Genomic DNA, 22,545 nt, shown 5'->3' with positions numbered 1-22,545 from the left:
CCCGACTGTTCCGTTTACGGAACGCTGGCCGTGTAGCACCATAGCGGGATGGACCAGCCACCACCAGAGCCCCGTCGCCCCCTCGACGCCGAGGCCGGTGAGGTGGGTCGCCGGGTCCGCACCCTGCGCGAGGAGCGGGGCCTGTCGCTGTCCCGGCTGGCCCGGCAGGCGAACGTGGGCAAGGCCACCCTGTCCGGGCTGGAGAACGGCCTGCGCAACCCCACTCTGGAGACGCTCTACGCGATCACCGCGCAACTCGGCGTGCCGCTCAGCGCGGTACTCTCCGCGACGGCGACCGAACCGGTGGTACGCGGCGCGGCGGTCACCGCGACCGTACTGGAGGTGTTCACCGACACCGACGCGACGTACGAGCTGTACCGGCTGCGGGTCGCTCCCGGGTCGGGCCAGGTCTCCCCGGCCCACCAGTACGGGGTGACCGAGCACGTCACCGTCTTCAGTGGCGTGCTGCGGGCCGGGCCGGTGGACGCGCCGCTGACCGCCGTGGCCGGTGGTCACCTGCGCTGGACCTCGGACGTGCCGCACGGCTACGCCGCCCTCGGCGACGAGGAGGTGACCGCGAGTCTCCTACTGCGCTATCCCCGCCCGAAAAGGTAATTTCACAACGCGGCGTCAGTGTGTCGAGACGCCGACGGGTTGTTCTTGGCAAGCTTGTCCCATGACGCTGATCCTCCGCTCGGCCATCATCAACGACGTCGGCCTGGTCCGGACCAACAACGAGGACTCCGCCCTCGCCGGAGACCGCCTGGTGGCGGTGGCCGACGGCATGGGCGGACTGCCCGCCGGGGAGCTGGCCAGTGAGATCGTCATCCGGATCCTGGACGAGCTGACCCCGCCGACCGGAGTCACCGAGGCCACCGACGCGCTGCTGGCCGTGGTGAGCACCGCCAACCAGCGGATCCGGGCGGCCATCACCGCCGACCCGGCGCGCGACGGCATGGGTACCACCCTGACGGCGGCCCTGCTGGCCGGGGAGACCCTGGTGCTGGCCCAGGTCGGGGACTCCCGCTGCTACCTGCTGCGCGACGGTGAGCTGACCCAGTTGACGCGGGACGACACCTTCGTCCAGGCCCTGGTGGACCAGGGTGCGCTCACCCCCGCCCAGGCCCGGCAACATCCCCAGCGCTCGCTGGTGACCCGGGCGGTGCAGGGCGCGGACGCCCCACCGGCGATCGGCACCCTCACCGTCTACGCCGGTGACCGGCTGCTGCTCTGCAGCGACGGGCTCTCCGACTACGTCGCCGACGGGGCGATCGCCGGCACCCTGAACTCCTACGCCGAGCGCCAGCACTGTGGCGAGCAGCTGGTGAAGCTGGCCCACCAGGCCGGCGCGCCGGACAACGTGACGGTGGTGGTCACCGACATCACGACCGACTGACCCCGGCCGCCCAATTCGGTTGCGTACCAGGTCGGCGCTGGCTGGGATGGGGTGATGGAGATCCGCCGGGTGACCGCCGAGGAACGTCTGACCACCAGCTATCCGCTCCAGGCGTACGCCTTCGACCGCTCGCCGCTGCCGGCGGCGCAGATCGAGGGCTGGCGGGACCGCCTGCCGTACTGGGCGGAGACCCGGACCCTGGTGGCCGAGGCGGACGGCAGCACCGTGGCCTGCGTCAGCGCGATCCCGATGCGGCAGAACCTGCGGGGCACCGTCCTGCCGATGGCCGGGGTCGCCTCGGTGGCCACCCATCCGCTGGCCCGACGGCAGGGCCACATCCGGGCCCTGCTGCACCAACTGCTCGACGAGATGCGCGACGAGGGACACCCGCTCAGCGCGCTCTACCCGTTCCGGCCGTCGTTCTACGCCCGGTTCGGCTTCGTCGGGCTGCCCAAGGCGCGTACCGTCTCGTTCTCCCCGGCCGACCTCGGTCCGTTGTTGCGCGCGGACCTTCCCGGCGAGCTGGCCTGGGAGCGGATCGGCGCCGGTTATCCGGCCTACCGGGCGTTCACCGAGGAGTGCCTGCGCCGGCGGCACGGCTTCGCGGTCTTCGACGCGCAACGGGCGGTCGCCGTCCGCGACGACGACAACCGCTGGCTGGTCACCGCGCGCCTCGACGGCCGGACGGTCGGCGCGGTGACCTACCGGATCGACGGCCACGGCGGGCACCTCGTCGCCGACGAACTACTGGCCGAGGACCCGTACGGGCGGGCGTTGCTGTTGGGGTTCTTCGCCCGGCACATCGACCAGGTAACCCGGATCACCGTCCAGATTCCCCCCGACGAGCTGCCCGAACTCTGGCTCACCGACTTCGACGTGCAGGTGGAGGCCAGGGTGAACAGCCCGGAGGCGGCCGCCCCGATGGCCCGGCTGCTCTCCCTGGACGCGCTGACCGGCCGACCCGCCGGGACGGGGCGGGTCCGCGTCGAGCTGACCGGGGACCGCTGGCTGGCCGGCACGCATCTGCTCGACGGGGGCAGCGGTCAGCTGGAGGTGACCTCTGCCGTGGCTGCCGGTTCCTCGACCCCGACCGCCACGCTCACCGCCGCCGGGCTCTCCGCGCTGGCGTACGGGGTGCTCGACCCGGTGGAGGTGCACCTGCGTGAGCTGGGCTCGGTGCCCGCCGACGCGGCGGCCGAGCTGCGCCGGATCTTCCCGCGTCAGGTGCCGTACCTCTTCGCCGACTTCTGACCGGCGGGAGTAGGTTCGTCGGCGTGCCGCAGTGGTTGCAAGCGGGTGGCTGGGGGCTGCTGGCCGGTTCCGCTCTGCTGATCGGGGCGGCGGTGGGCTGGTTCGTGCCGGTCCCCCGCCGGGTGCTCGCGTCGGTCATGGCCTTCGGGGCGGGGGTGCTGCTCTCCGCCGTCTCCTTCGACCTGATCGAGGAGGCGCACCGACAGGGTGGGCTGCTGGCCACCACGATCGGGGCGGCCGGCGGCGCGTTGGCGTACACCGGGGCGAACCTGCTCCTCGCCCGACGGGGTGCCCAGCACCGCAAACGATCCAGCGGAGCGCAGCCCTCCGAACAGGAACGTCCCGGCTCCGGTTCGGCGATCGCGGTGGGTGCGCTGCTCGACGGCGTACCCGAGTCGGTGGTGATCGGGGCGAGCCTGCTGGCCGGCGGCCCGGTCAGCCTGGTCACCGTGGTCGCGGTCTTCCTGAGCAACGTGCCGGAGGGGCTCTCCAGCGCCGCCGGCATGCGCCGGGCGGGCCGGTCCCGACGGTACGTCTTCCTGCTCTGGACGGCGATCGCGCTGGTCAGCGGGGTGGCGGCGGTGGCCGGCTACACCCTGCTCGGTGACGCTCCGGTGCAGGTGACGGCCGCCATCACCGCGCTGGCCGCCGGCGCCATCCTGGCGATGATCACCGACACCATGGTCCCGGAGGCCTTCGAGGACGCCCACCTGCTGGTCGGGCTGATCACCGTGGCCGGCTTCCTGACCGCCTTCGCCCTCTCCCACACCTGACCAGGGACGACACCCGCAGTCAGTAGGGGTCGGTCTGACCGGCGTCCGGCCCCGGCAACCGCCGGGCCACCCCCACCAGCTCCAGGTCGGACTCCCGCCGCAGCCGCCGCAACAGCGCGGTACCGGCGTTCCCGCTCGCCCCCACCACCACGATCCGCATGCCGGCTCCGGTACCCACGGATCCGGCCGCCAACCCGTCGCCGTCCGGTTGGCCTGCCGCCGCGGGGGGCCTCGGGCGGACGCCGGGCGCGGGCGGGATTCGGGTAACCTGTGGCCCAGCGGGCCGTTAGCTCAATTGGCAGAGCTGAGGACTTTTAATCCTTAGGTTCTGGGTTCGAGTCCCAGGCGGCCCACCGCGTGCCGTGATCTCGATGTGACCGGTCAGGGGTGCGTCGCCAGGACGTTGGGCAGGTCACCGAAGCGAGCTTTCGCGTCTCGGCTGAGGATGATTCGCCCGGTCTCGGCTGCGTGGGCGGCAATGATCAGGTCGTGCGCACCACGCGGTGTTCCGGCACGTCGCGCCTGTGCGATGAGTCGGGCGTGGTGGGCGGCCGTCGCGTCGGTGTAGTCGAGGACATCGACCGCGGAGACAATCGCGGCCAGCGCTCGGGCCCGATCTGCCGCACGACTGACGGTATCTGCCAGCTCGATGCCGACCCGATACTCGGCGACGGTCACGGCGGCGATCGCCAGCTCGTCCTCGTCGAGGAGGGCGCGATCGAGCGTGCCGCGCTCGTAGGCGATGAGGACGTTGGTGTCGAGGATCAGACGTCGGCCCACGGATCCGTCCGTTCGGTCGTCACGTAGCGGAGGGCGTCGGTGAGATCGGCTTCGAAGTGGTCATCGGGTGCGGGTAGGTCGGCGAGCGCGGCTCGTAGGTCCCGGCCGGTGCGACGGTGGGCCGGATGAATCTCGGCGATCGGTCGGTTTCCACGCGTGACGGTGACGCTCTCGCCGCGCTCGATGGCGTCAAGGAGATCGGAGAACCTTCGTGAGGCTTCGGTGGCCGAGATGGTTCGCATGCGACCAGCGTATCTGATAATCAGACCGAGCTGCTCCATTTGCCCGGACAAGAAAAGGCAGGGAGTCGACCGCTCCCTGCCACTCTTAACGTATACCGCACCGGGGGTCTTGCGGCAAGACCCCGGTTCTGCTGCAAAATCTCCAGCCGAAGCCGGAACCGGTGTCATCCGGGCTCCGCGACCTCCCGCGTCGTCGTCGACGTGGACGACGGCTGGGCAAGCGACAGAACGGGGATTTCCATGATCGATGTGATCATCGTGGGCGGCGGGCCGACCGGTCTCATGCTGGCCGCCGAGTTGCGGCTGCACGGCGTACGCGTGGTCGTGCTGGAGCGGGACGCGGAGCCGACCCGGGTGGTCCGCTCGCTCGGCATGCACGTGCGCAGCATCGAGGTGCTGGACCAGCGCGGCCTGCTGGAGCGTTTCCTGACGGCGGGCAAGAAGTTCCAGCTCGGGGGGTACTTCGCCGGGATCGTCAAGGCGTGGCCCACCGGGATGGACACCGCGCACGACTACATCCTCGGCATCCCGCAGCCGGTCACCGAACGGCTGCTGGCCGCGCACGCCACCGAGGTCGGCGCCGAGCTGCGGCGCGGCGTCGAACTTGTCGGGTTGAGCCAGGACGAGGAGGCGGTGACCGCCGAGCTGGCCGACGGTACCCGGTTGCGCGCGCGCTACCTCGTCGGTTGCGACGGCGGGCGCAGTACGGTGCGCAAGCTGCTGGGCATCGATTTTCCCGGTGAGCCCAGCAGGGCCGAGACGCTGCTGGGCGTGATGGAGTTGACCGCCGCACCGGACGAGGTGCTCGCGGTGATGACCGAGGTACGCAAGACCCAGCTGCGGTTCGGGGTCGGACCGGTCGGGGACGGGGAGGGGTTGTACCGGGTGGTCGTGCCGGCGGCCCAGGTGGCGGAGGACCGCGCGGTCGCACCGACCCTCGACGAGTTCCGGCAGCAGCTGCGGGCCACCGCCGGCACCGACTTCGGGGTGCACTCGCCCCGCTGGCTCTCCCGGTTCGGCGACGCCACCCGCCTCGCCGAGCGGTACCGGGTCGACCGGGTGCTGTTGGCCGGGGACGCGGCGCACGTGCACCCGCCGCTGGGCGGGCAGGGGCTCAACCTCGGCCTGCAGGACGCGTTCAACCTGGGCTGGAAGTTGGCCGCGCAGGTCGCCGGGTGGGCACCGGCGGATCTGTTGGACACGTACCAGGCCGAGCGGCGGCCGGTCGCGTCGGACGTGCTGGACAACACCCGGGCGCAGACCGAGCTGATGAAGCTGGAGTCGGGTCCGCAGGCCGTCCGACGGCTGATGGCGGAGCTGATGGACTTCGAGGAGGTGAACCGGCACCTCATCGAGAAGATCACCGCGATCTCCGTCCGGTACGACTTCGGCCCGGGTCACCGGCTGCTCGGCCGCCGGTTGCGGGACGTGGGGCTGCGGCGGGGACGCCTGTACGGGCTGACGCACCGGGGGCGTGGGCTGCTGCTGGACCAGACGGGGCGGCTCTCGGTGACCGGCTGGGCGGACCGGGTCGACCATGTCGTCGACGCCAGCGAGGAGCTGGACGTGCCCGCCCTGCTGCTCCGGCCGGACGGGCACGTGGCCTGGGTCGGCGACGACCAGCAGGAGCTGCTCGACCAGCTGCCCCGATGGTTCGGGACTGCCACCGGCTGAGCGGCCGGGTCGACAGGTGTCCAGCATCTGACAGCCGATCTTGCGTGTCGGGGGTTGGCCGATGCAATTGCATATCGCAACAAACTCACGACGATTTGCCACCTTTGAACATTTAGCCGGATTTGTCATTTCGCCGAGCCGGTCGCTCAGCACACTTCTTCGTTACGGCGACAGACAGCTTGTGCGACCGGCACGGCAGGCGAAGATGCACCTCAGGAAGATTCTTGTTTTCCCCGTCACCCGGTGCGCCCGGCTCCGTTGGAGAGGGTGCAGCACCGGATCTTCTGCTCACCGGTGGCAGATGATCACAAGGAGCCCGAGGGCTCAGAGCAGGCCCAACCCCCAAGAACCGGGTCGCCGCCAGCGGGCCCGGGAAGAGTCAGAAACGCAGCATCGGCCCTGGCCGCCGCTCTTGAGCTTGCAGCAGAACTGCTGGAAGCAGAAAGCGGCGGCCTGGCTCATGCCGCCAGAACCACCGCTCTCCTGCTCCGCCTGATCGCCGTACTTGGCAGATCGAACGATCAGCGGTAGCCCCACTCCGGTGCGGGGCCGGCGTGACGCCGGCCCCGCACCGTTCTCTGGAATCAACGAGATCGGTGCCGGAACGATGCGCGGCCCGCCCTGCGGCCGAGCCGCCCCCGACCGCGAACGATCGATGTTCGCGCAGGTGGCAGCGGATCGGCGCGGTCGTCACGGTTGATCTCCCGGCCCGACGGTGTGTGCCTCGATGTAGGCGGAGAGGCTACGCAGCGGAATGCGGACGGTGCCGTTCGGCCCGTCACCCTTGATCGCCTCCAGCGCGCCGGCCTCGATGTACCGACCGACGGACCAGCGGGAGACCCGCAGCACGTCGGCGACCTCCTGAACGGTCAGCAGGCGCTCCATCTCCAGCCCCGACACCCACACCCACCTTGTATCGACTCGTAGCGTTTCAGCGCGCTCACCGGACGCTAGCCGACGCTACAAGACGATGCAAGACCGATCCGGCGAGTCGGGATCAGCCACCCTGGCCCTATGTCCGGATCGTGCATTCGTGCTACAACATGCACGTGGCTCAGGGGTCTGCACATGGCGTGGCGTACGACTTCTGGTGGCGGGTGCGCACCGAGCAGGACAGTCGCGGCTGGACCGACGACGAACTGCGCGCCCGAACCGGCGTCGCCCGCACCACCGTCGGCCGGATGAAGGTCGGCAAGCGGCCACCCACCGCCCGGGTGGTCAACGCCCTGGCCGACGCCCTGGAGATCGACCCGGCCGAGGCGCACCGCCTCGCCGGCCGGGCCCCCGCCCCGCCGACCGGGCCCGACGCCGCCCGCGCGTCCGAGATCAGCGTCCGCGAGGCGATCCGGCGGGACCCGGCCTACACCGCGCAACAGCGCACGCTGATGCTGAGCCTGCTGGACATCTTCGAGCAGGCCAACCGCCGGGTCTGAGGGTGGCCGCGGTGGCGTGCCGCAGGCCCGGGGCGGTCACCGGACCAGCCGGTCCCAGGTGGCCGAGCCGACGATGCCGCGCATCAGCAGCCGCGGCAGTCGCCGCAGGTGCCCGACGACCATCGGACCGAAGGACTTGAGTTCCTGGTACGACGATCCTCGGAAGCTGACATAGGTGAGCGCCACGACAAGCCACGGCAGCGGAGCCAACACCGGGTAGGCAGCGCCCGCGACCAGGGCGACAGCCACCGGCGCGCCGACCCCGGCGACGACCGTGAGCACGTTCACCCAGGTCTTCCGGATCTGCTGGACCAGCAGCGCGAGCGCCACCCCACCGGCCAGCACCGTCAGGTGGGCCGCCGGCAGTCGATCCGCCGGCACCGCGAGCTCCAGCCCGAGTACCGCGCCCAACCCGGCGGCGACCACCTGCGCGACGTTCCACGGGGCACCCGGCCGGGGTCGTTGCGGGTCGTCGCGCAGCAGGCGAACGTCACCGCCGTACTCCCCCTCCGGTTCCTCGTCGCGCTGGCCGGTCACCAGGTGCCGCCGCAACGAGGTGTGGGACAGCAGTCGCGCCAGGTGCGGCTTACGCCGCAACGCCGGCCGGAAGGCCCAGCTCCCGTCCGGCCCGGTCCGTCCGTACGAGGTGGCGTCGAGCACCCAGGTCAGCAACACGAACATGATGCCGAAGGAGACGAAGAAGCCGAGGCCCACCAGCGCGGGGCCGGACCGCAGCGGGACACCCGCGCCCTGGATGCCGACGGCGCCCCGGATGGCGTACCCGGCGCCGACCAGCAGCCAGACGACCGGCACGGTCCCGGGCACCCGGGCCAGGGCGGGTGAGCGGAACACCTCGTAGAGGACCGCCACGCCGAAGACCACCGCGATGGTCCACCCGGTCTGCGCCACCAGCCCGGCCAGCCAGGCGACGAGCATCGCCAGGACCAACCGGAGCGCCGCCACGAAGACGCTGCCCAGGATGTTCGACCTGGTCTCGGCGAAGTCGCGGCCGATCGGCAGCCGGCCCCGGGCGGCACTCTCGCTGTGCTCCCAGTCGTCCGTCACGCCCCGGACGTCGTTCCACTGGTACCGGGCCATGTACACCAGGTATTCGAGGACCAACCACAGCACGACGAAACCGCGGACGTCCGCCCACCCGCCGGGCCCCACCGCGAACGCCGCGTACGTCAGCGGCGCGATCGACCACTTGATCATGTCTTCGGGACGGGGCAGCAGCAGGTACGAGAGGAAGCTCCGCTGCCGGGTGGCGCCGAACGTGGTGGCCACCCCGCCTTCCGTGGCCGCGTGCACCTTCGGCAGGTGGCTGTACCGGGGCCCCTGGACGAACCGCCGCGCCACCAGGGCGAACAGTCTCGCGCCGCCGACGGTCGCCTGCAGGGTCTGGGTGAGCAGGATCAGCACCACCGTGCCGTACAACACCGCCATGGCCACCTGGTACGGGCGGGTCACCGCGGTACCGATGTAGAACGTCATGCCGCCGAAGACGACGAAGATCGCCAGCAGGATGGTGTTGAAGAGAATCCGGTAGGTCAGGAACCCCCGCCGCAAGCTGATCAACTCGGTGGTCAGGCCGACGTAGCTGATCGGCCGGAGATCACCCAGCGCCGCGATCGGCTGCGGGACGTACCGCCCCAACTCCCGCTCCAGCCCCCGCAGGTAGTAGCTGCGGATGCTGGCGATCGAACCCATGCCCTGGATGAAGGCGATCAGCCCGAGGGGCAGGATCGGCGCCGCCGCGAGCACGGCATCGGGTGCGTCGGTGCAGTCCGGCGGCTCCCGCATGCCGAGCCCGCACTCCTGGGTCAGCGCCCCGATCATCAGCGCGATCAGGGCGATGGCCACGCCGTAGAGACCGGCCTGCACGTTGAGGTAGTTGCGCTCGTCCTCGCGCACCATCTCGTAGTCGAGCAGGAGCGTCTCCAGGCTCTGCGTGTCCCGGACGGAAGGCTCCTGGCCCGGGGGCGCCTCGCCGTCGACCTCCGGTGCCAGCAGGCTCCGGCGAACGAGATTCCGCAGGCGACTGCCCACAGCTGGTCTCCTCAGGAGTTCGCATGATCCCGAACGCGAGCCCTCATCATGCCACTGTGGACATCGGTCGGGAGTCCGCTCGCGCGCACTGTCGGATCAGCGACCGCCTGCGTACCGAGTCAGCGGCGGATGCCGACGGCGCCGTAGGAGTGCGAGACGACCGGGTGCGCGCCGTGGTCGGGACGCCAGTCGGCCAGCCAGACCAACCCGGGCTCGACCAGGTCGTACCCGGTGAAGAAGCGCAGGGTGTCGGCGTGCGTGCGGGGCACCAGCGGGGCCGAGCTGCTGCGGTAGATCGCCTCGCCCTGCTGGACCATGTCCGGCGGGACGTCGTCCACGGTCAGGTGGGACAACACCAGGTGGCTGCCGGGGGCGCAGGCGTCGCGCAGCCCGGCCACCGCGCCATACGGGTCGTCGGTGTCCGGCACGAAGTGCAGCACGGCGGCGAGCAGCACCGCCACCGGCGCGGTCAGGTCGAGGGTGGCGCGTACCGCGGGGTGGGCCAGCAGTTCGTCCGGGCGGCGCAGGTCGCCCCGGACCACCACGACGCCGTCGGTCTCCGTCAGCAACTCACCGGCGTACGCGACGGCGACCTCGTCGTTGTCCACGTAGACCACCCGGGCCCCGGGGTCGACGGCGCGGACGATCTCGTGCACGTTGCCCTGGGTGGGCAGGCCGGCACCGATGTCGAGGAACTGGCGGATGCCCCGCTGCGCCGCGTGGCGCACGGCCCGGTGCAGGAAGTGCCGGTTGGCCTGGGCGGCGACCCGGGTCTCCGGGAGGATCTCCAGCACCCGGTCGGCGGCGGCCCGGTCCGGGGCGAAGTTGTGGCAGCCGCCCAGGAAGTAGTCGTACATCCGGGCGACGTTCGGGCGGCCCTGAGCCTCTGCCTGAGCCTCCGCCTGAGCCGCTGCCGACGACAGACCGGATGGTACGGGCGGACCGCCCGCGGATGCCGGATCAGGGCTCACCGGGACTCCTCCCTCGCGTGGCTCCACTCGCGCCGAGCGGAATCCGCCCTGATGTCTATCACCGAATGCGACATCCCGCTAACCCGTCGTGTCGTTGAGCCGAGTGTCCGCGCCTGTCGGGCGACCCGCCACCGACCGAGGAGGTATGCCGTGACCGGTGCACGAAGGACGGTCGAGGTGGATCCGAGCCTGTTCCGCGCGGTGTACGACTCGCCCGCCAGCCTGCCCGGTCGGCATCGGTGGACCACGCCGGAGTCGGACGTACGCCGGATCGAGAAGCTGCTCGGCATGCCCGCGCGCAGTATCGGCGCGCCGCTCTGGCTCAGCGGCGACGAACCGGACTGCCCGAAGTGCCGCCGCCGGGTCAGCTGGCTCGACATCGTCTCGTCGGCGCTCTCCGGGGTGCACGACCGGATGATGATCGCCACCGTGATCCTCGGTGAACGCAAGTACGTCAACACCGAGATCCCGGCGGCGATCGCCGGGTTGCACTGCCTCGACTGCCGTACCCCGATCACCGGGCTGCGGAGTTTCAAGTGCCACAACTGGGCGTACGCCTTCGAGGCGCTGGAGGCGGTGCACGCCCGGATGGCCGGCCCACCCCCGCCCACCCAGCTCTGAACCCGGCACCGTCTGGCCCCGGCACCGTCTGACCCCGGCACCGAGGCGCCACTGGTGCCGGGGCGGTGTGAAAGGGGTACCCCGCTATACCGAATGCGTTAACAGGGGGCCCTTCCTTACCGGCGGGTGGGGCGGCGGGTGGGTGGGGCGGTGGGCTCGGGGCCGGGGTCGGGCACGGCGGGCAGCGGGCGGGTCACCGGCCCGGTCGGGGTGATCCGGAGCCGCTCGCCGCAGTGCCGGATCTCGATCTCGGTGCCCGGCTCGGCGTCGGGCAGCTCGTAGCGGGCCCCGTCGGACGTGAGCGTCACCTGGAGGCGGTGCGAGTGCCAGCGCAGACTGAAGACCAGTCGCCCGATCCGCTCGGGCAGCCGGGGGTCGAAGGAGAGCACCCCCTGGTCGTCGCGCATCCCGCCGAAGCCCTGCACCACGGTCAGCCAGGCCCCGGCCAGCGAGGCCAGGTGCAGCCCGTCGCCGGTCTTGTCACCCAGGTCGGCCAGGTCCTGCAGCACCGTCTCGGCGAAGTAGTCGTACGCCAGGTCGAGGTGGCCTACCTCGGCGGCGAGCACCGCCTGCGCGGAGGCCGACAGGGACGAGTCCCGGACGGTCCGCGCCTCGTAGTAGGCGAAGTTGCGGGCCTTCTCCTCGGCGGTGAAGTCACCGGGGAAACGCTGCATGGCCAGCACCAGGTCGGCCTGCTTGACCACCTGCTTGCGGTACAGCTCCAGGTACGGGAAGTTCAGCAGCAGCGGGTAGTCGTCCTCGTCGGTGGACTCGAAGTCCCACTCGGGTTGCTCGGTGAAGCCGGCCGCCTGCTGGTGCACCCCGCGTTTGCGGTCGTACGGCAGGTGCACGGCGTCGGCGGCGGCCCGCCAGCCGGCCACCTCGTCGGGGCGTACGCCGAGCCGCCCGGCCTGCTCGGGGTGGCGCTCGACGGCGTCGGCGGCGCCACGCAGGTTGCGCCGGACCATCAGGTTGGTGAAGAGGTTGTCGTCGACCAGGGCGGCGTACTCGTCGGGGCCGGTGATCCCGGTGACGTGGAAGGTGCCGTCGTCGGCGAAGTGCCCGAAACCGTGCCAGAGCCGGGCGGTCTCCACCAGCAGCTCCAGCCCCGGGCCGGCGAGGAAGTCCGGGTCGTCGGTGGCGGCGGCGTAGCGCAGCACCGCGTCGGCGATGTCGGCGTTGACGTGCATCCCGGCGGTGCCGGCCGGCCAGTAACCGGAGCACTCCCGGCCGCCGATCGTCCGCCACGGGAAGGTGGCCCCGGACAGCCGCAGCTCCGCCGCCCGTTCCCGGGCCTCCGGCAGGTGCGCGTGCCGCCAGCGCAACGCCGAGCGGACCATCGCCGGGGCCAGGTAGGTAAGCACCGGCAGCACGTAACCCTCGGTGTCCCAGAGCACGTGTCCGTCGTAGCCGTTGCCGGTGAGCCCCTTGGCGGGGATCGTCCGGTCGACGTCGGGCCGGCCGGCCTGCAGCAGGTGGAAGACGGCGAAGCGGATGGCCTGCTGCAACTTCTCGTCGCCGTCGACGACCACGTCGGCGGTCCGCCAGGCCACGTCGAGGGCGGCCCGCTGGTCGGCCAGCAGCGCGTCGAACCCCTCGGTGCGGGCCTCCTCGACCGCCCGGCTGACGTGCTCGGCCATCTCCTCGGCGTCGGTGCCGTCCAGTGCCGCCCACTCGTACGCGGCGAACTTGGTGAGCGTGAGCCGCTGGCCGGGCTCCAGGGTGCCGACCACGGTGACCCGCAGCCGGTCGTCGGTCAGGTCGGTCTCGGTGGCCCAGTCGTCGGCTTCCGGGGTCTCGACGGTGTGCCCGACCCCGACGGCGACCCGCTGCTCGCTGCGCTCGGTGCGGTGCACCAGCGCGCCGCCGGTGCCGTGCCGCCGGTGGGTCTCGGCGGTCAGCGGGTCGGGGATCACCGAGGCGGCCCGGGGGTCGTCGGAGCGGTTCGGCACCCGCTCGTTGGCCTGCAGGTCGGAGCAGACCCGCAGCTCCACTGGCGCGTCCGGGGCCTCGACGGTGTACCGGACGGCGGCGATCGGGTGCCGGGAGAGCGAGACCAGCCGGGTGCTGCGGACGTGTACCCGGTGCCCGGCGGGCGAGACCCACTCGGTGTGCCGTTCGACGACGCCGGCCCGCAGGTCCAGCGTCTGCTCGTGTTCGCGCAGGGTGCCGGTGGTCACGTCCAGCGGCTCGCCGGCGACGAAGAGCCGGATCAGCGCGGCGTTCGGCGCGCTGATCACGGTGTCGCTGAGCTGGGGGAAGGCGTACCCGTCCTCGGGGTAGGTCAGCTCCCGCCGCTCGTGCAGCCCGCTGAGGTAGGTGCCGGGCATCCCGCACGGCTGCCCCTCGTCGAGGGTGCCCCGCCACCCGATCCAGCCGTTGCTCAACGCGAAGATCGACTCGGTCTCGGCGAGCCGGTCCAGGTCGGACCCGGTACGCCGGACCCGCCAGGTCGCGTCCTTCGCCGTCGACTGCGGGCCTTCCCGCCCGTCGGCGGTTCCGGTGGTGTGCACATCGCCTCCAAGGCTGCGGGACCTCACCGGCCAGTCAACCGGACCCGGCTGAGAGGCCGCTGAGACGAAAGTGAGGGTTTCGGATCAACCAATGAACGCTGCGGTGAACCGACATGGTTTCCTACGGTGCTCGTTCGTAAACGGTTTCTGAACGCTTGGTGGGGTAACGGCATGGTGAGGTGGGACATGATCGGCTCAGGTCTGGTCGGTGCGGCGGAGGCGCCGTCGGAGGCGCCGTCGGACGTTCCGGAGGTCAGCGGGGACTGGTACCGGGACGTGGTCGAGTTCGCCGACGCCAACCCGGAGCCGGTGCAGTGGTTCATGGGCCACTTCACCGAGGCGTCGATCATCCTGCTCGGGCTGCTCTTCCTGTTGGCCGCCTGGCCGCGCCTGGGCGGCGGCCCCCGGGACCGGGCGCTCGCCCTGGTCACCCCGGTCGCGGTGGTCCTCGCGTACGGGTGCAGCGAGGGCCTGAAGGTGCTGGTCGACCAGGACCGCCCCTGCCGGGCGTTGACCGACCTGGCCATCGTCGCCGAGCAGTGCCCGCCGGTGGGCGACTGGTCGTTCCCGAGCAACCACTCCACCATCGCCGGCGCGTTGGCCACCGCCGTCGTCCTGCTGCACCGTCGGATCGGCTGGTACGCGGCGGTGCCGTTGGCGGCGTTGGCTGCCTTCTCCCGGGTCTACGTCGGCGTCCACTACCCGCACGACGTGGTCGCCGGGGTGCTGCTCGGCACGCTTGTCGTCGCGGTGGTCGCGCCGCTGCTGGCCCGGCCGGTCAGCGAGGTGCTCCGCCGCCGCAGCCGCCGCGCCGAGGACCCGATCCCGGTCGACCGGCACTGATCACCGGCCCTGCCGTCCCGGCCCGACTGCCAAAACCGGGCCGGGCCGGCACAGGCGGGCCGGGCCGGCACAGGCGGGCCGGGCCGGCACAGGCGGGCCGGGCCGGCACAGGCGGGCCGGGCCGGCACAGGCGGGCCGGGCCGGCACAGGCGGGCCGGGCCGGCACAGGCGGGCCGGGCCGGCACAGGCGGGCCGGGCCGGCACAGGCGGGCCGGCGGCGGCGGTCAGGTGGCGGTGAGCAGTAACGCGCCGACCGTGCCGAGCACCAGGAACGGGCCGAAGGGCAGGTGACTGGACCAGCGGACCCGGCGGGCCAGCAGCAGGGCCAGGCTGACCGTGGCGGAGAGCAGGAACGCCAGCAGCAGCCCGCCGAGCATCGTCGCCCAGCCGTACCAGCCGAGCAGCAGTCCGACACCGAGCGCCAGCTTCGCGTCGCCCAGGCCGAAGCCGCGTCGGCCGAGCAGCAGCGTGGTGGCGGCGAAGAAAAGGCCGAGGACGAGGCCGGCGGCGGTGGCCCGCAACCACGCCTGCCCGCCCGCCCCGCTCCACGCGGCCAGCCCGAGCAACGCCCAGGTGCCGGCCGCCGCCGGATACGTGAGCCGGTCGGGAAGCCGGTGCACGGCCACGTCGACCAGGACGGCGGGCAGCACCCAGCCGAGCCACCAGAGCAGCGCGAGGGTCTCCGGCACCGAACCGCCGACCAGCGCGGCCACCGCCAGCGCCGCGACCAGGCCGGCCTCGACCATCCCGGGTGGCGCGCCGACCCGGGCCGCGCACCCGCCGCAGCGCGCCGCCGGCCCGAGCGCCGGCAGCGGCCGGTCCAGGCCGACCGGCGCGCCGCAGCCGTCACACCCGACCCGCCAACCCACCCCCGCCGGTACGGCGTGCCGCACCACCGCCAGCCGCAGCAGGGGTACGACGGCGAGCGCCCCCAGCACCGGCGCGGCCGACCGCCGGGGCCGGGTGGCGGTCACGCCCCAGCCCGAAGAAGCACCGCTGGCGACGTTGCGGCAGATCCTGGCCGATCTTGGAAGCTGATGGCCCCTGTGCGGGCCGTTTTTTTCCAAGATCTCTTGGCGAGGGGGCGAGCTGGACGCGTCACCGTCCCTCGACCGCTGGTCAGGGCAACGGCGGACGGCACGGACAGTAGTCGTTCCGGGGTTCTCGTGTAGCGGATGGCGCGAGAACCGACCCGGGACGGCAGCGGCAGACCGCCGCGTGCGGATGCCTTCGACCGACCGACCTCGCAGCGATCCGCCCCGACCAGGCCATCGACACCGGGGGAATGAATCCGGGCAGAGCCGGTCTCATTCCGCAATACCGCGCGGCGGCCGATCGGTGCCGGAGCACCCGGAGGCAGTCCCGCACCGGTACCGACCGGGGTTACCATACGGGGCCGGCCGCGCAAGCTGGACGCATCGCCAGCGATCATCTGCCGACACCCCCATTCATCACCGAGCGTATTCGGGCGAATTGCCTCTGTTGTAGCGGCGTGGGTCAGCTTATGCTCGCCCCTTGGGTACGACGCAACCCCCGAAGAGCAACCGGCGTCGGGCCAACCAGGACAAACGTCCCCGTTCAAAAATGATCCACACAGGCGAATGCGGAAACCGTCGCCGCGGCTCCGGAACTACCGGTCCGAGGCACGTTTCCGCACGTCCGAAGGGCACCGGATGCCGGCATCCCCCCGGTCGCCATCGAGGAGGCACGGCGTTGCGCGCGAGGCAGTCAGATCGTCGGGCACCCGTCGTACGTCGGGTCACCGGACTGCTCGTGATCGCCGTGCTGGGGCTCACCTCCGGCGTCGGGTGCGGCGGCCCGACGGCGGAGACCGGTGACCGGCCCGCCCGCCGAGGACCCACCCCCACCGCCACCGTCTCCACCGCCGACGAGCAGGTCGCCCGGAAGGCCGCCCTCGCCGCCTACGCCGGTTATCTCGCCGCTACCCGGGCGGCCAGTCGAAACAGTGATCCACACCATCCGCAGTTGACCAGGTACCTGGGTGATCCGTTGTTGACCCGGGTCCGGGTGACAATTCGTGAGACGAAGGAGCGCGGCGCGATGCGTACCGGGAAAATTGTCTCCGACCCCACCGTGACCAGCGTGGACCTGATCTCGGAACCACCCACCGTGGAGATCCAGGACTGCCTGGACACCACCGGGTACCGGTTGGTCTACACCCGGAACAACAAGGTGGTGCCCGGTTCCGGCGGGAGCCGGCACCTGGCCACCGCCACCGCCTCCCGCTATCCGGACGGGCGCTGGCTGATTCGCGCCGGCGAAGCGCACCAGGACCAGCCGTGCTGACCCGCCGACCCGTCCGGCTGCTGGCGTTGACGGCGGCGCTGCTGCTGGTCGGCGCCCTGGGGCCGCTGCTGACGGCGGTCCCGGCGGGGGCCGCCGGCCGGGCCGACCCGGGGGCCAACTGCCCGCCGGGGCAGGACGACTGCAACGTCTGGGACGACGACCCGCCCACGCCCGGCAACCCGGGCAACCCCGGCGACCCCGGCGACGGGGACGACGGCGGCGGTGGCCCGGCGGCCCGGTGCCAGTGGGAGGGGCGGGTGATCCCCTGCTACGACGAGTTCCTGGGCTACTTCGACAACAGCACCGGCTGCTACCACAAGCTCCTTGAGCCGCAGCCCACCATCGTCGAGGGCAAGCAGTGGTACCTGGTCACCTGCAACGGCGGCCTCGGCTCCTCCCGCGAGGAGTTGTTCGACGCGCCGCCGCCCGGGTTCGGCGCGCCGCCGGACCCGGAGGAGCTGGCCCGCCGGGCGCTCGCCTCGATCACCCTGAAGGCACCCCGGATCTCCGTCGCACCCCGCCGGGGCACCGGTCCCGGACTGGTCGGGCTGCCGGTCTGGATGTGGGCCAGCCCGGGGGCGAACTACTTCGGCCCGCTGACCGCGTCCGCCTCCGACCGGGGACTGACCGTCACGATCACCGCCCGGGTCGACCGGATCGTCTGGGACATGGGCAACGGCGACCGGGTCACCTGCACCGGCCCCGGCACCCCGTACCGGGTCGACGGCCCGTACGCCGGCCAGCCCTCGCCCGACTGCGGCTACGACGACGGGTACGCCCGGGCCGGCAGCTACCGGATCAGCGCCACCACCTTCTGGACCGTCGAGTGGTCGGCCAGCAGCGGCGGGGCCGGTGACTCCTTCTCCCTCAACCGCACGAGCGGCGGGGCCCCGATCGAGATCGACGAACTTCAGGTGGTGACCAGGTGAGTGTGGTGACGCGCAGCGGTACCGGTCCGGTGGACGCGCCGGTCGTACCGCCCCGGGTGGTCCGGCAACGCCGGATGCGTCCCGGGCTGCTCGGCCTGGCGGTGCTGCTGATCGCCCTCGGCGGGCTGGGCGCGGCCTTCGCGGTCACCTCGGTCCGGGCCACCGGCACGTACCTGGCGGTGGCCCGCACGGTCGAGGTGGGCCGGCAGATCGACGCGGACGACCTGGTGAGCGTGCAGGTCGCCGGGGGCCAGGGGCTCGACCCGGTGGCCGCCGACCGGCTCGACGAGGTGGTCGGCATGCGGGCCGCGGTGGGGCTGACCCCGGGCACCCTGCTGAGCATGGCCCAGCTCACCGACGACCCGCTGCTCGGCCCCGGTCAGCAGCAGATCGCGCTGGGCCTCACCCCCAGCGAGGTACCGGCGAAACAGCTCCACCCCGGCGACAAGGTGCTGCTGGTCACCACCCCGGACCGCAACTCCGACAGCCGCAGCCCCGGCACCCGGTTCGAGGCCACCGTTATCGAGATGGCCACCCCGGAGACCAACAACGTGGTGGTCTACCTGGCCCTGCCCAACCGGGACGTGCCGGCGGTGGTGGTGCTCGCCGCGCAGAAACGGATCGCGCTCGTGCTGACCAAGGCCGCCTGAACATGGCGATCATCGCGCTGGTCTCGGCCAAGGGCTCGCCGGGCGTCACCACGACGGCGTTGGCCTGCGCGTTGAGCTGGCACCGGCGGCTGGTGCTGGCCGAGTGCGACCCGGCCGGCGGCACGATCATGGCCGGCTACCTGGGCGGGGTGCTGGACGGCCCCCGGGGCATCGGTGAGCTGGCCGTCGGCGAGCTGCGCGACGGCAACCTGGAGCAGGCGTTCTGGTCGCAACTCGTCGACCTGGACGCGCCGAAACGGGAACGCCTGCTGCTGCCCGGGGTGGTCGACCCCGCCCAGGCCGGCAGCGTCACCCCGCTGTGGCAACGGTTCACCGACTTCTTCACCGGCCTGGAGCAGGGCAACCCCCCGTACGACGTGCTCGTCGACTGTGGCCGGTTGCAGGTGACCGGTCCACCCTGGCCGGTCCTGCGGGCGGCCACCGTGGTGCTGCTGGTCAGCCGGGCCAACCTGCCCGACCTCTCCGGCACCCGGTCGATGGTCGGCACCATCGAACGGGACTTCGCCGAGCACCGGGTGCCCTCGGGCACCCTGCGCCTGCTGCTGGTCGGCCCCGGCCACGGCAGCGCCGAGATCAGCAAGGCCCTGCGGGTGCCGGTGATCGCCCGGCTGCCACACGATCCGCGTACCGCCGAGGTGCTCAGCCTCGGTGGCACCGTACGGGCCGGTCGGCCGTTGATGCGCGCGGCCGGTGGCCTGGAGGTGCCGGTCCGGGCGCTGCTGGAACGCCGCCGGGCCCGCCTGGCCTGGCCGGTCGACCAGGAGGTACCGGATGCGGTTTGAGCCGGTCTCCCACGACCCGCGCGGCCCCCAGCCCGGGGTCACCTCCACGGTCCCGCCGCTGGCCGTGGCGAACGGGCACCCACAGCCGCCGCCACCGGCGGAGCTGCCGGCGGTGGCCCCCGCGCCGCAGCCGACGCCCCCGCCCCGGCGGGCCGACTTCGCCGTGGTCCGGGAGCTGCGCCGGGAACTCAGCGAACGGCTCACCCTCTGGCAGCGCGGCCGGGAGTTCACCGTCGAGGAGGAGGACGTCGAGCGGGCCCGGCTCGCGGTGACCGTGGTCGCCGAGTACGCCGACTCGGTCCGCCGGGCGGGCACCCCGATGCCGGCCGGTGAGGAACGGAGCCTGCTCGACCAGGTGACCGCCGAGCTGGTCGGGCTGGGCCGGCTCCAGACGCTGCTGGTCGACGACAGCATCGAGGAGGTGCACATCCTCGGCTGCGACCAGGTACGGATCACCCGGCACGGCGGTGGCGTGGACTGGGGCGCACCGATCGCCGACAGCGACGCGGAGCTGGTGGAGATCCTCCAGGCGGCGGCCCGCCGGGCCGGGGCGACCGAGCGTTCCCTGTCGACCTCCAAGCCCACCCTGGACCTGCAACTGCCCGACGGCAGCCGCCTCGCGGCGGTGTTCCTGGTCAGCCACCGCCCGTACGCGGTGATCCGCAAGCACAACACTCTCGACGTCAGCCTGGACGACCTGGCCGGCGCCCGGGGTGACCTGGACGAGATGATCGACCCGCTGCTGCGCGACTTCCTGCGCGCCTCGATGCGTGCCGGGCTGAACATCATGGTCGCCGGCCTGGCCGGGGCGGGCAAGACCACGGTGATCCGGGCGCTGATGAGCGAGATCCCGCCCGACGAGCCGTTCGTGCTGCTGGAGGAGAGCCGCGAGCTGCTGCCGGCCCGCCACGGTGGCCGGCACCGGGCGGTGATGAGCTTCGAGGCCCGCGAGGGCCACGGCGAACGCGGGTTGGACGGCCGGCCCGCCGGTGAGGTGAGCATCGCCGACCTGATCCCGGTCTCGCTGCGGATGGGCGTGCTGCGGATCATCGTCGGCGAGGTCCGGTCCCGGGAGATCGTCCCGATGTTGCAGGCGATGACCACCAGCCGGGGCTCGATGTGCACCATCCACGCCCGTACCCCGGCGGGGGTGAGCGAGCGGATCATCGAGCTGGCGCTGGCCCACGGCCGGGAGATGACCGTCGACCAGGCCCGGCGGATGGCCGGCAACGCCCTCGACCTGATCGTCTACGTCACCGTCGAGGACGAGACCGCGATCGGCGGACGCAAGCACCGCTTCGTCTCGCACGTCGAGGAGGTGATCGGCGTCGGCGACGGCAACCGGATCGTCACCACCGCCGTCTTCGGCCCGGGCCCGGACGGCCGCGCGGTCCCCCGGCACCTGCCGGAACGGGTCCGCGAGCAGCTGATGCGGGTCGGCTACGACGCCCGCCTGCTCAGCCGCTGGATCGAGGCCGGCGCCGGTGCCTGGCGTCGCCCCCGCCACAGCCAACTGGCCAGGCGGTAAGACATGAACGTCGAACTGGTCGCGGTGGTTTCCGGGGCGGCCTGCGTGGCCGGGATGGTGCTGGCCGTCGTCGCGGTGGTCGGCACCCGCCGCCCGCGCCGGACCCGCCCCGGCGCGGGCAACGACCTGCGTCGGTTCTTGCTCGGCACGGACACCAGCCGCCGGCAGCAGCGTCGCCGCCGGTCCCTGCTGGTCGGCGCAGTGGTCGCCGGGGCGTTGGCGTTCCTGCTGACCGGCTTGCCGGTGGTGGGTCTGCTGGTCGCCCTCGCGGTGCCCGGGGTGCCGTGGCTGTTCGCCGTCGGCCGGGAGGAGCAGCGGGCCATCGCCCGGATCGAGGCGGTCGGCGAGTGGACCCGCCGGCTCAAGGACGTCTCCGCCGTCGGTCAGGGCCTCCAACAGGCGATCGCCAGCACGGTCACCACCGTGCCGGAGGAGATCGAGGAGGAGGTCCGGGTGCTCGCCGCCCGGTTGCAGGCCGGCTGGTCGGCGCGGGCCGCCCTGCTGGCCTTCGCCGACGAGATCGGTGACCCGGTCTGCGACCAGGTGGTGGCCGCGTTGATCCTGCACCTCACCGACCGGGGCGAGCGCCTCGGTGACGTGCTCGGCTCGATCGCCGGGGCGGCGGCGGCCGAGGTCGCCACCCGGCGGGAGATCGAGGCCAAACGCACCCAGCCCCGGTTCGCGGTCCGGTTCCTCACCGGGATGACCCTGGCGACCCTGGCGTACGGGCTGCTCAACACCGAGTACATGCGACCGTACGGCACCCCGACCGGGCAACTGGTGATGGTCGTGCTCGGCACCTGCTTCGTTGGCCTGCTGGTCTGGGTTCGCGCGATGAGCCAGCCACCGCAGCCGGCCCGTTTCCTGCCCGCCCCCGATCCGGAGGAGGCGTTGCGGTGATCCTCAGTTGGCAGCTCACCCTGGCCGTGGTCGGCGGCGGGCTGGTCGGGCTCGGCCTGTTCCTCGTCGTCCAGGAGGCCCTGCCGGCCACCCCGGCGCTCGGGCCGGCGCTGCGTCGGCTGCACCAGCCACCGGGTGCCACGCGACCGGGTACCGGCCGGCACCTGGACTGGCTCGGTGGGCTGGCCCGCTGGGTACGGCCGCCGCACCGGGAGTTGGCGCTGATCGACCGGACGCCCGAGCAGTACACCCTCTCGTTGCTGCTCTCCACCCTGATCGGGTTGGCCGCGCCGACGCTGCTCAGTGGCGTCCTCTTCCTGGCCGGGACGGAGCTGCCGGTGGTCGTACCGGTGCTCGGTTCGGTGGGGGCGGCGGCGGTCTGCGCCCTGATCGCCCACCGGGACGTGCTGGTCCGGGCGGAGGCGGCGCGGGCCGAGTTCCGCCAGGCCGTCTCCGCGTACCTGGATCTGGTGGCGCTGCAACTGTCCGCCGCGCACGGGCCGGTGCAGTCGCTGGAACGGGCGGCGATGGTCTGCGACGGCTGGGTCTTCGACCGGCTGCGGGAGTCGCTGCGGATCGCCCAGATGCAGATGCACTCACCCTGGGACGAGCTGCGCGACCTGGCCGAGAAGCTGGGCATCCCCGAGCTGGGCGACGTCGGGGCGATCATGCGTTCGTCCGGCAGCGAGGGCGCCCAGGTGCACGAGACGTTGCGCAGCCGCGCCGACTCGCTGCGCGACCAGATCCGTACCGACAACCTGGCCCGGGCGGAGGGGATCACCAGCCGGCTCGACATTCCGGGCGCGCTGCTGGTCTTCGTCCTGCTCGGCTTCGCCGTCTATCCGTTCGTCGCCCGTCTGTGATCCCCTCCCCATCCCAGGA

General features: G+C 72.3%; 22 protein-coding genes, 1 tRNA gene and 1 pseudogene. 16 read left to right on the top strand and 8 right to left on the bottom strand.

What is annotated here, in order from left to right; all coding sequences use genetic code 11:
• Positions 1-48: 48 nt before the first annotated feature.
• From GA0070617_RS02045 to GA0070617_RS02030, 4 genes are all read left to right on the top strand, one after another.
• Positions 49-615 carry a helix-turn-helix domain-containing protein gene (locus GA0070617_RS02045; RefSeq protein WP_091433191.1) on the top strand — a complete coding sequence of 189 codons (567 nt, stop codon included), beginning with the start codon at positions 49-51 and terminating at the stop codon, positions 613-615.
• A 61-nt stretch (positions 616-676) separates the two neighbouring features.
• Complete coding sequence (locus GA0070617_RS02040; RefSeq protein ID WP_091433188.1) at positions 677-1,396, top strand: PP2C family protein-serine/threonine phosphatase; 720 nt, start codon at positions 677-679, stop codon at positions 1,394-1,396.
• A gap of 54 nt (positions 1,397-1,450) precedes the next feature.
• Positions 1,451-2,647, top strand: a complete 1,197-nt coding sequence (locus GA0070617_RS02035) for a GNAT family N-acetyltransferase (RefSeq protein ID WP_091433186.1) — start codon at positions 1,451-1,453, stop codon at positions 2,645-2,647.
• Positions 2,648-2,670: 23 nt separating this feature from the next.
• Positions 2,671-3,420, top strand: coding sequence for a ZIP family metal transporter (locus GA0070617_RS02030; protein WP_091433183.1), 750 nt, complete (start codon positions 2,671-2,673; stop codon positions 3,418-3,420).
• Positions 3,421-3,442: 22 nt separating this feature from the next.
• On the opposite strand, the pseudogene GA0070617_RS29550 reads toward GA0070617_RS02030, so the two are convergent.
• A pseudogene (locus GA0070617_RS29550) lies at positions 3,443-3,580 on the bottom strand (NAD-dependent epimerase/dehydratase family protein); the annotation flags it as partial.
• Between the two features lie 120 nt (positions 3,581-3,700).
• On the opposite strand from GA0070617_RS29550, the gene GA0070617_RS02025 reads away from it, so the two are divergent.
• Positions 3,701-3,773 (top strand) — tRNA-Lys (locus GA0070617_RS02025).
• 28 nt (positions 3,774-3,801) lie between these two features.
• Here GA0070617_RS02025 and GA0070617_RS02020 read toward each other — a convergent pair.
• Positions 3,802-4,200, bottom strand: coding sequence for a type II toxin-antitoxin system VapC family toxin (locus tag GA0070617_RS02020; RefSeq protein WP_091433180.1), 399 nt, complete (start codon positions 4,198-4,200; stop codon positions 3,802-3,804).
• Entirely contained in the window at positions 4,185-4,442 is a 258-nt protein-coding gene (locus GA0070617_RS02015; RefSeq protein WP_091433176.1) for a type II toxin-antitoxin system Phd/YefM family antitoxin, read from the bottom strand. The genes GA0070617_RS02020 and GA0070617_RS02015 overlap by 16 nt, the downstream gene beginning before the upstream one ends.
• 240 nt (positions 4,443-4,682) lie before the next feature.
• On the opposite strand from GA0070617_RS02015, the gene rox reads away from it, so the two are divergent.
• On the top strand, positions 4,683-6,116 hold the full coding sequence (gene rox / locus GA0070617_RS02010) for a rifampin monooxygenase (protein WP_091433173.1): 1,434 nt from the start codon (positions 4,683-4,685) through the stop codon (positions 6,114-6,116).
• A 690-nt stretch (positions 6,117-6,806) separates the two neighbouring features.
• Here the strand turns inward: rox and GA0070617_RS02005 are convergent.
• Positions 6,807-7,016: a helix-turn-helix domain-containing protein gene (locus tag GA0070617_RS02005; protein ID WP_139135552.1), complete on the bottom strand. Its 210-nt coding sequence runs from the start codon at positions 7,014-7,016 to the stop codon at positions 6,807-6,809.
• A gap of 149 nt (positions 7,017-7,165) precedes the next feature.
• On the opposite strand from GA0070617_RS02005, the gene GA0070617_RS02000 reads away from it, so the two are divergent.
• Positions 7,166-7,549, top strand: coding sequence for a helix-turn-helix domain-containing protein (locus GA0070617_RS02000; protein WP_175440410.1), 384 nt, complete (start codon positions 7,166-7,168; stop codon positions 7,547-7,549).
• Positions 7,550-7,585: 36 nt separating this feature from the next.
• On the opposite strand, the gene GA0070617_RS01995 is transcribed toward GA0070617_RS02000, so the two are convergent.
• Both GA0070617_RS01995 and GA0070617_RS01990 read right to left on the bottom strand, forming a co-directional pair.
• Positions 7,586-9,598 carry a hypothetical protein gene (locus tag GA0070617_RS01995; protein ID WP_091433162.1) on the bottom strand — a complete coding sequence of 671 codons (2,013 nt, stop codon included), beginning with the start codon at positions 9,596-9,598 and terminating at the stop codon, positions 7,586-7,588.
• A gap of 119 nt (positions 9,599-9,717) precedes the next feature.
• The gene (locus tag GA0070617_RS01990) at positions 9,718-10,521 is read right to left on the bottom strand and encodes an SAM-dependent methyltransferase (protein WP_268239731.1); all 804 of its coding nucleotides are present in this window, start codon (positions 10,519-10,521) and stop codon (positions 9,718-9,720) included.
• A gap of 198 nt (positions 10,522-10,719) precedes the next feature.
• Between GA0070617_RS01990 and GA0070617_RS01985 the strand changes: the two genes are divergently transcribed.
• The gene (locus tag GA0070617_RS01985; protein WP_091433155.1) at positions 10,720-11,190 is read left to right on the top strand and encodes a hypothetical protein; all 471 of its coding nucleotides are present in this window, start codon (positions 10,720-10,722) and stop codon (positions 11,188-11,190) included.
• Positions 11,191-11,306: 116 nt separating this feature from the next.
• Here the strand turns inward: GA0070617_RS01985 and GA0070617_RS01980 are convergent, their stop codons facing one another.
• Positions 11,307-13,703 carry a glycoside hydrolase family 65 protein gene (locus tag GA0070617_RS01980; protein WP_091433152.1) on the bottom strand — a complete coding sequence of 799 codons (2,397 nt, stop codon included), beginning with the start codon at positions 13,701-13,703 and terminating at the stop codon, positions 11,307-11,309.
• 186 nt (positions 13,704-13,889) lie between these two features.
• Here GA0070617_RS01980 and GA0070617_RS01975 point away from each other — a divergent pair, with 186 nt between their 5' ends.
• Entirely contained in the window at positions 13,890-14,546 is a 657-nt protein-coding gene (locus GA0070617_RS01975) for a phosphatase PAP2 family protein (RefSeq protein WP_091433149.1), read from the top strand.
• A 224-nt stretch (positions 14,547-14,770) separates the two neighbouring features.
• Here GA0070617_RS01975 and GA0070617_RS01970 read toward each other — a convergent pair whose 3' ends face one another.
• A complete protein-coding gene (locus GA0070617_RS01970) occupies positions 14,771-15,520 on the bottom strand; it encodes a prepilin peptidase (protein WP_229688538.1) in 750 nt (249 codons plus the stop codon).
• Positions 15,521-16,259: 739 nt separating this feature from the next.
• On the opposite strand from GA0070617_RS01970, the gene GA0070617_RS01965 reads away from it, so the two are divergent.
• Genes GA0070617_RS01965 through GA0070617_RS01935 form a run of 7 tightly spaced genes read left to right on the top strand, consistent with a single transcriptional unit; the run spans position 16,260 to position 22,526 of the window.
• Positions 16,260-16,853 (top strand): hypothetical protein, encoded by a 594-nt coding sequence (locus GA0070617_RS01965; protein WP_091433146.1) that lies wholly within the window; start codon positions 16,260-16,262, stop codon positions 16,851-16,853.
• Positions 16,847-17,782 carry a hypothetical protein gene (locus GA0070617_RS01960; protein WP_373868393.1) on the top strand — a complete coding sequence of 312 codons (936 nt, stop codon included), beginning with the start codon at positions 16,847-16,849 and terminating at the stop codon, positions 17,780-17,782. The genes GA0070617_RS01965 and GA0070617_RS01960 overlap by 7 nt, the downstream gene beginning before the upstream one ends.
• Positions 17,779-18,432 carry an SAF domain-containing protein gene (locus tag GA0070617_RS01955; protein WP_091433143.1) on the top strand — a complete coding sequence of 218 codons (654 nt, stop codon included), beginning with the start codon at positions 17,779-17,781 and terminating at the stop codon, positions 18,430-18,432. Before GA0070617_RS01960 ends, GA0070617_RS01955 begins: the two co-directional genes overlap by 4 nt.
• A 2-nt stretch (positions 18,433-18,434) precedes the next feature.
• Positions 18,435-19,235: a CpaE/TadZ family protein gene (locus tag GA0070617_RS01950; protein WP_091433138.1), complete on the top strand. Its 801-nt coding sequence runs from the start codon at positions 18,435-18,437 to the stop codon at positions 19,233-19,235.
• Positions 19,225-20,763: a TadA family conjugal transfer-associated ATPase gene (locus GA0070617_RS01945; protein ID WP_091433134.1), complete on the top strand. Its 1,539-nt coding sequence runs from the start codon at positions 19,225-19,227 to the stop codon at positions 20,761-20,763. Before GA0070617_RS01950 ends, GA0070617_RS01945 begins: the two co-directional genes overlap by 11 nt.
• Before the next feature lie 3 nt (positions 20,764-20,766).
• Entirely contained in the window at positions 20,767-21,663 is an 897-nt protein-coding gene (locus GA0070617_RS01940) for a type II secretion system F family protein (RefSeq protein ID WP_091433131.1), read from the top strand.
• Positions 21,663-22,526 (top strand): type II secretion system F family protein, encoded by an 864-nt coding sequence (locus tag GA0070617_RS01935; RefSeq protein WP_091445753.1) that lies wholly within the window; start codon positions 21,663-21,665, stop codon positions 22,524-22,526. The genes GA0070617_RS01940 and GA0070617_RS01935 overlap by 1 nt, the downstream gene beginning before the upstream one ends.
• Positions 22,527-22,545: the final 19 nt, after the last annotated feature.

It is taken from the genome of Micromonospora yangpuensis, from assembly GCF_900091615.1.
Lineage (GTDB): Bacteria > Actinomycetota > Actinomycetes > Mycobacteriales > Micromonosporaceae > Micromonospora > Micromonospora yangpuensis.
Note: the sequence above shows the minus strand (reverse complement) of the source record. Positions and strands in the feature narration are given on the sequence as shown.

Bases quoted from the DNA above. Each gene is read 5' to 3' on its own strand.
- GA0070617_RS02035 (WP_091433186.1), top strand. From the start codon at position 1,451: ATGGAGATCCGCCGGGTGACCGCCGAGGAACGTCTGACCACCAGCTAT.
- rox (WP_091433173.1), top strand. From the start codon at position 4,683: ATGATCGATGTGATCATCGTGGGCGGCGGGCCGACCGGTCTCATGCTG.
- GA0070617_RS01975 (WP_091433149.1), top strand. From the start codon at position 13,890: ATGATCGGCTCAGGTCTGGTCGGTGCGGCGGAGGCGCCGTCGGAGGCG.
- GA0070617_RS02040 (WP_091433188.1), top strand. From the start codon at position 677: ATGACGCTGATCCTCCGCTCGGCCATCATCAACGACGTCGGCCTGGTC.
- GA0070617_RS02015 (WP_091433176.1), bottom strand. From the start codon at position 4,442: ATGCGAACCATCTCGGCCACCGAAGCCTCACGAAGGTTCTCCGATCTC.
- GA0070617_RS01945 (WP_091433134.1), top strand. From the start codon at position 19,225: ATGCGGTTTGAGCCGGTCTCCCACGACCCGCGCGGCCCCCAGCCCGGG.
- GA0070617_RS01950 (WP_091433138.1), top strand. From the start codon at position 18,435: ATGGCGATCATCGCGCTGGTCTCGGCCAAGGGCTCGCCGGGCGTCACC.
- GA0070617_RS02045 (WP_091433191.1), top strand. From the start codon at position 49: ATGGACCAGCCACCACCAGAGCCCCGTCGCCCCCTCGACGCCGAGGCC.
- GA0070617_RS01940 (WP_091433131.1), top strand. From the start codon at position 20,767: ATGAACGTCGAACTGGTCGCGGTGGTTTCCGGGGCGGCCTGCGTGGCC.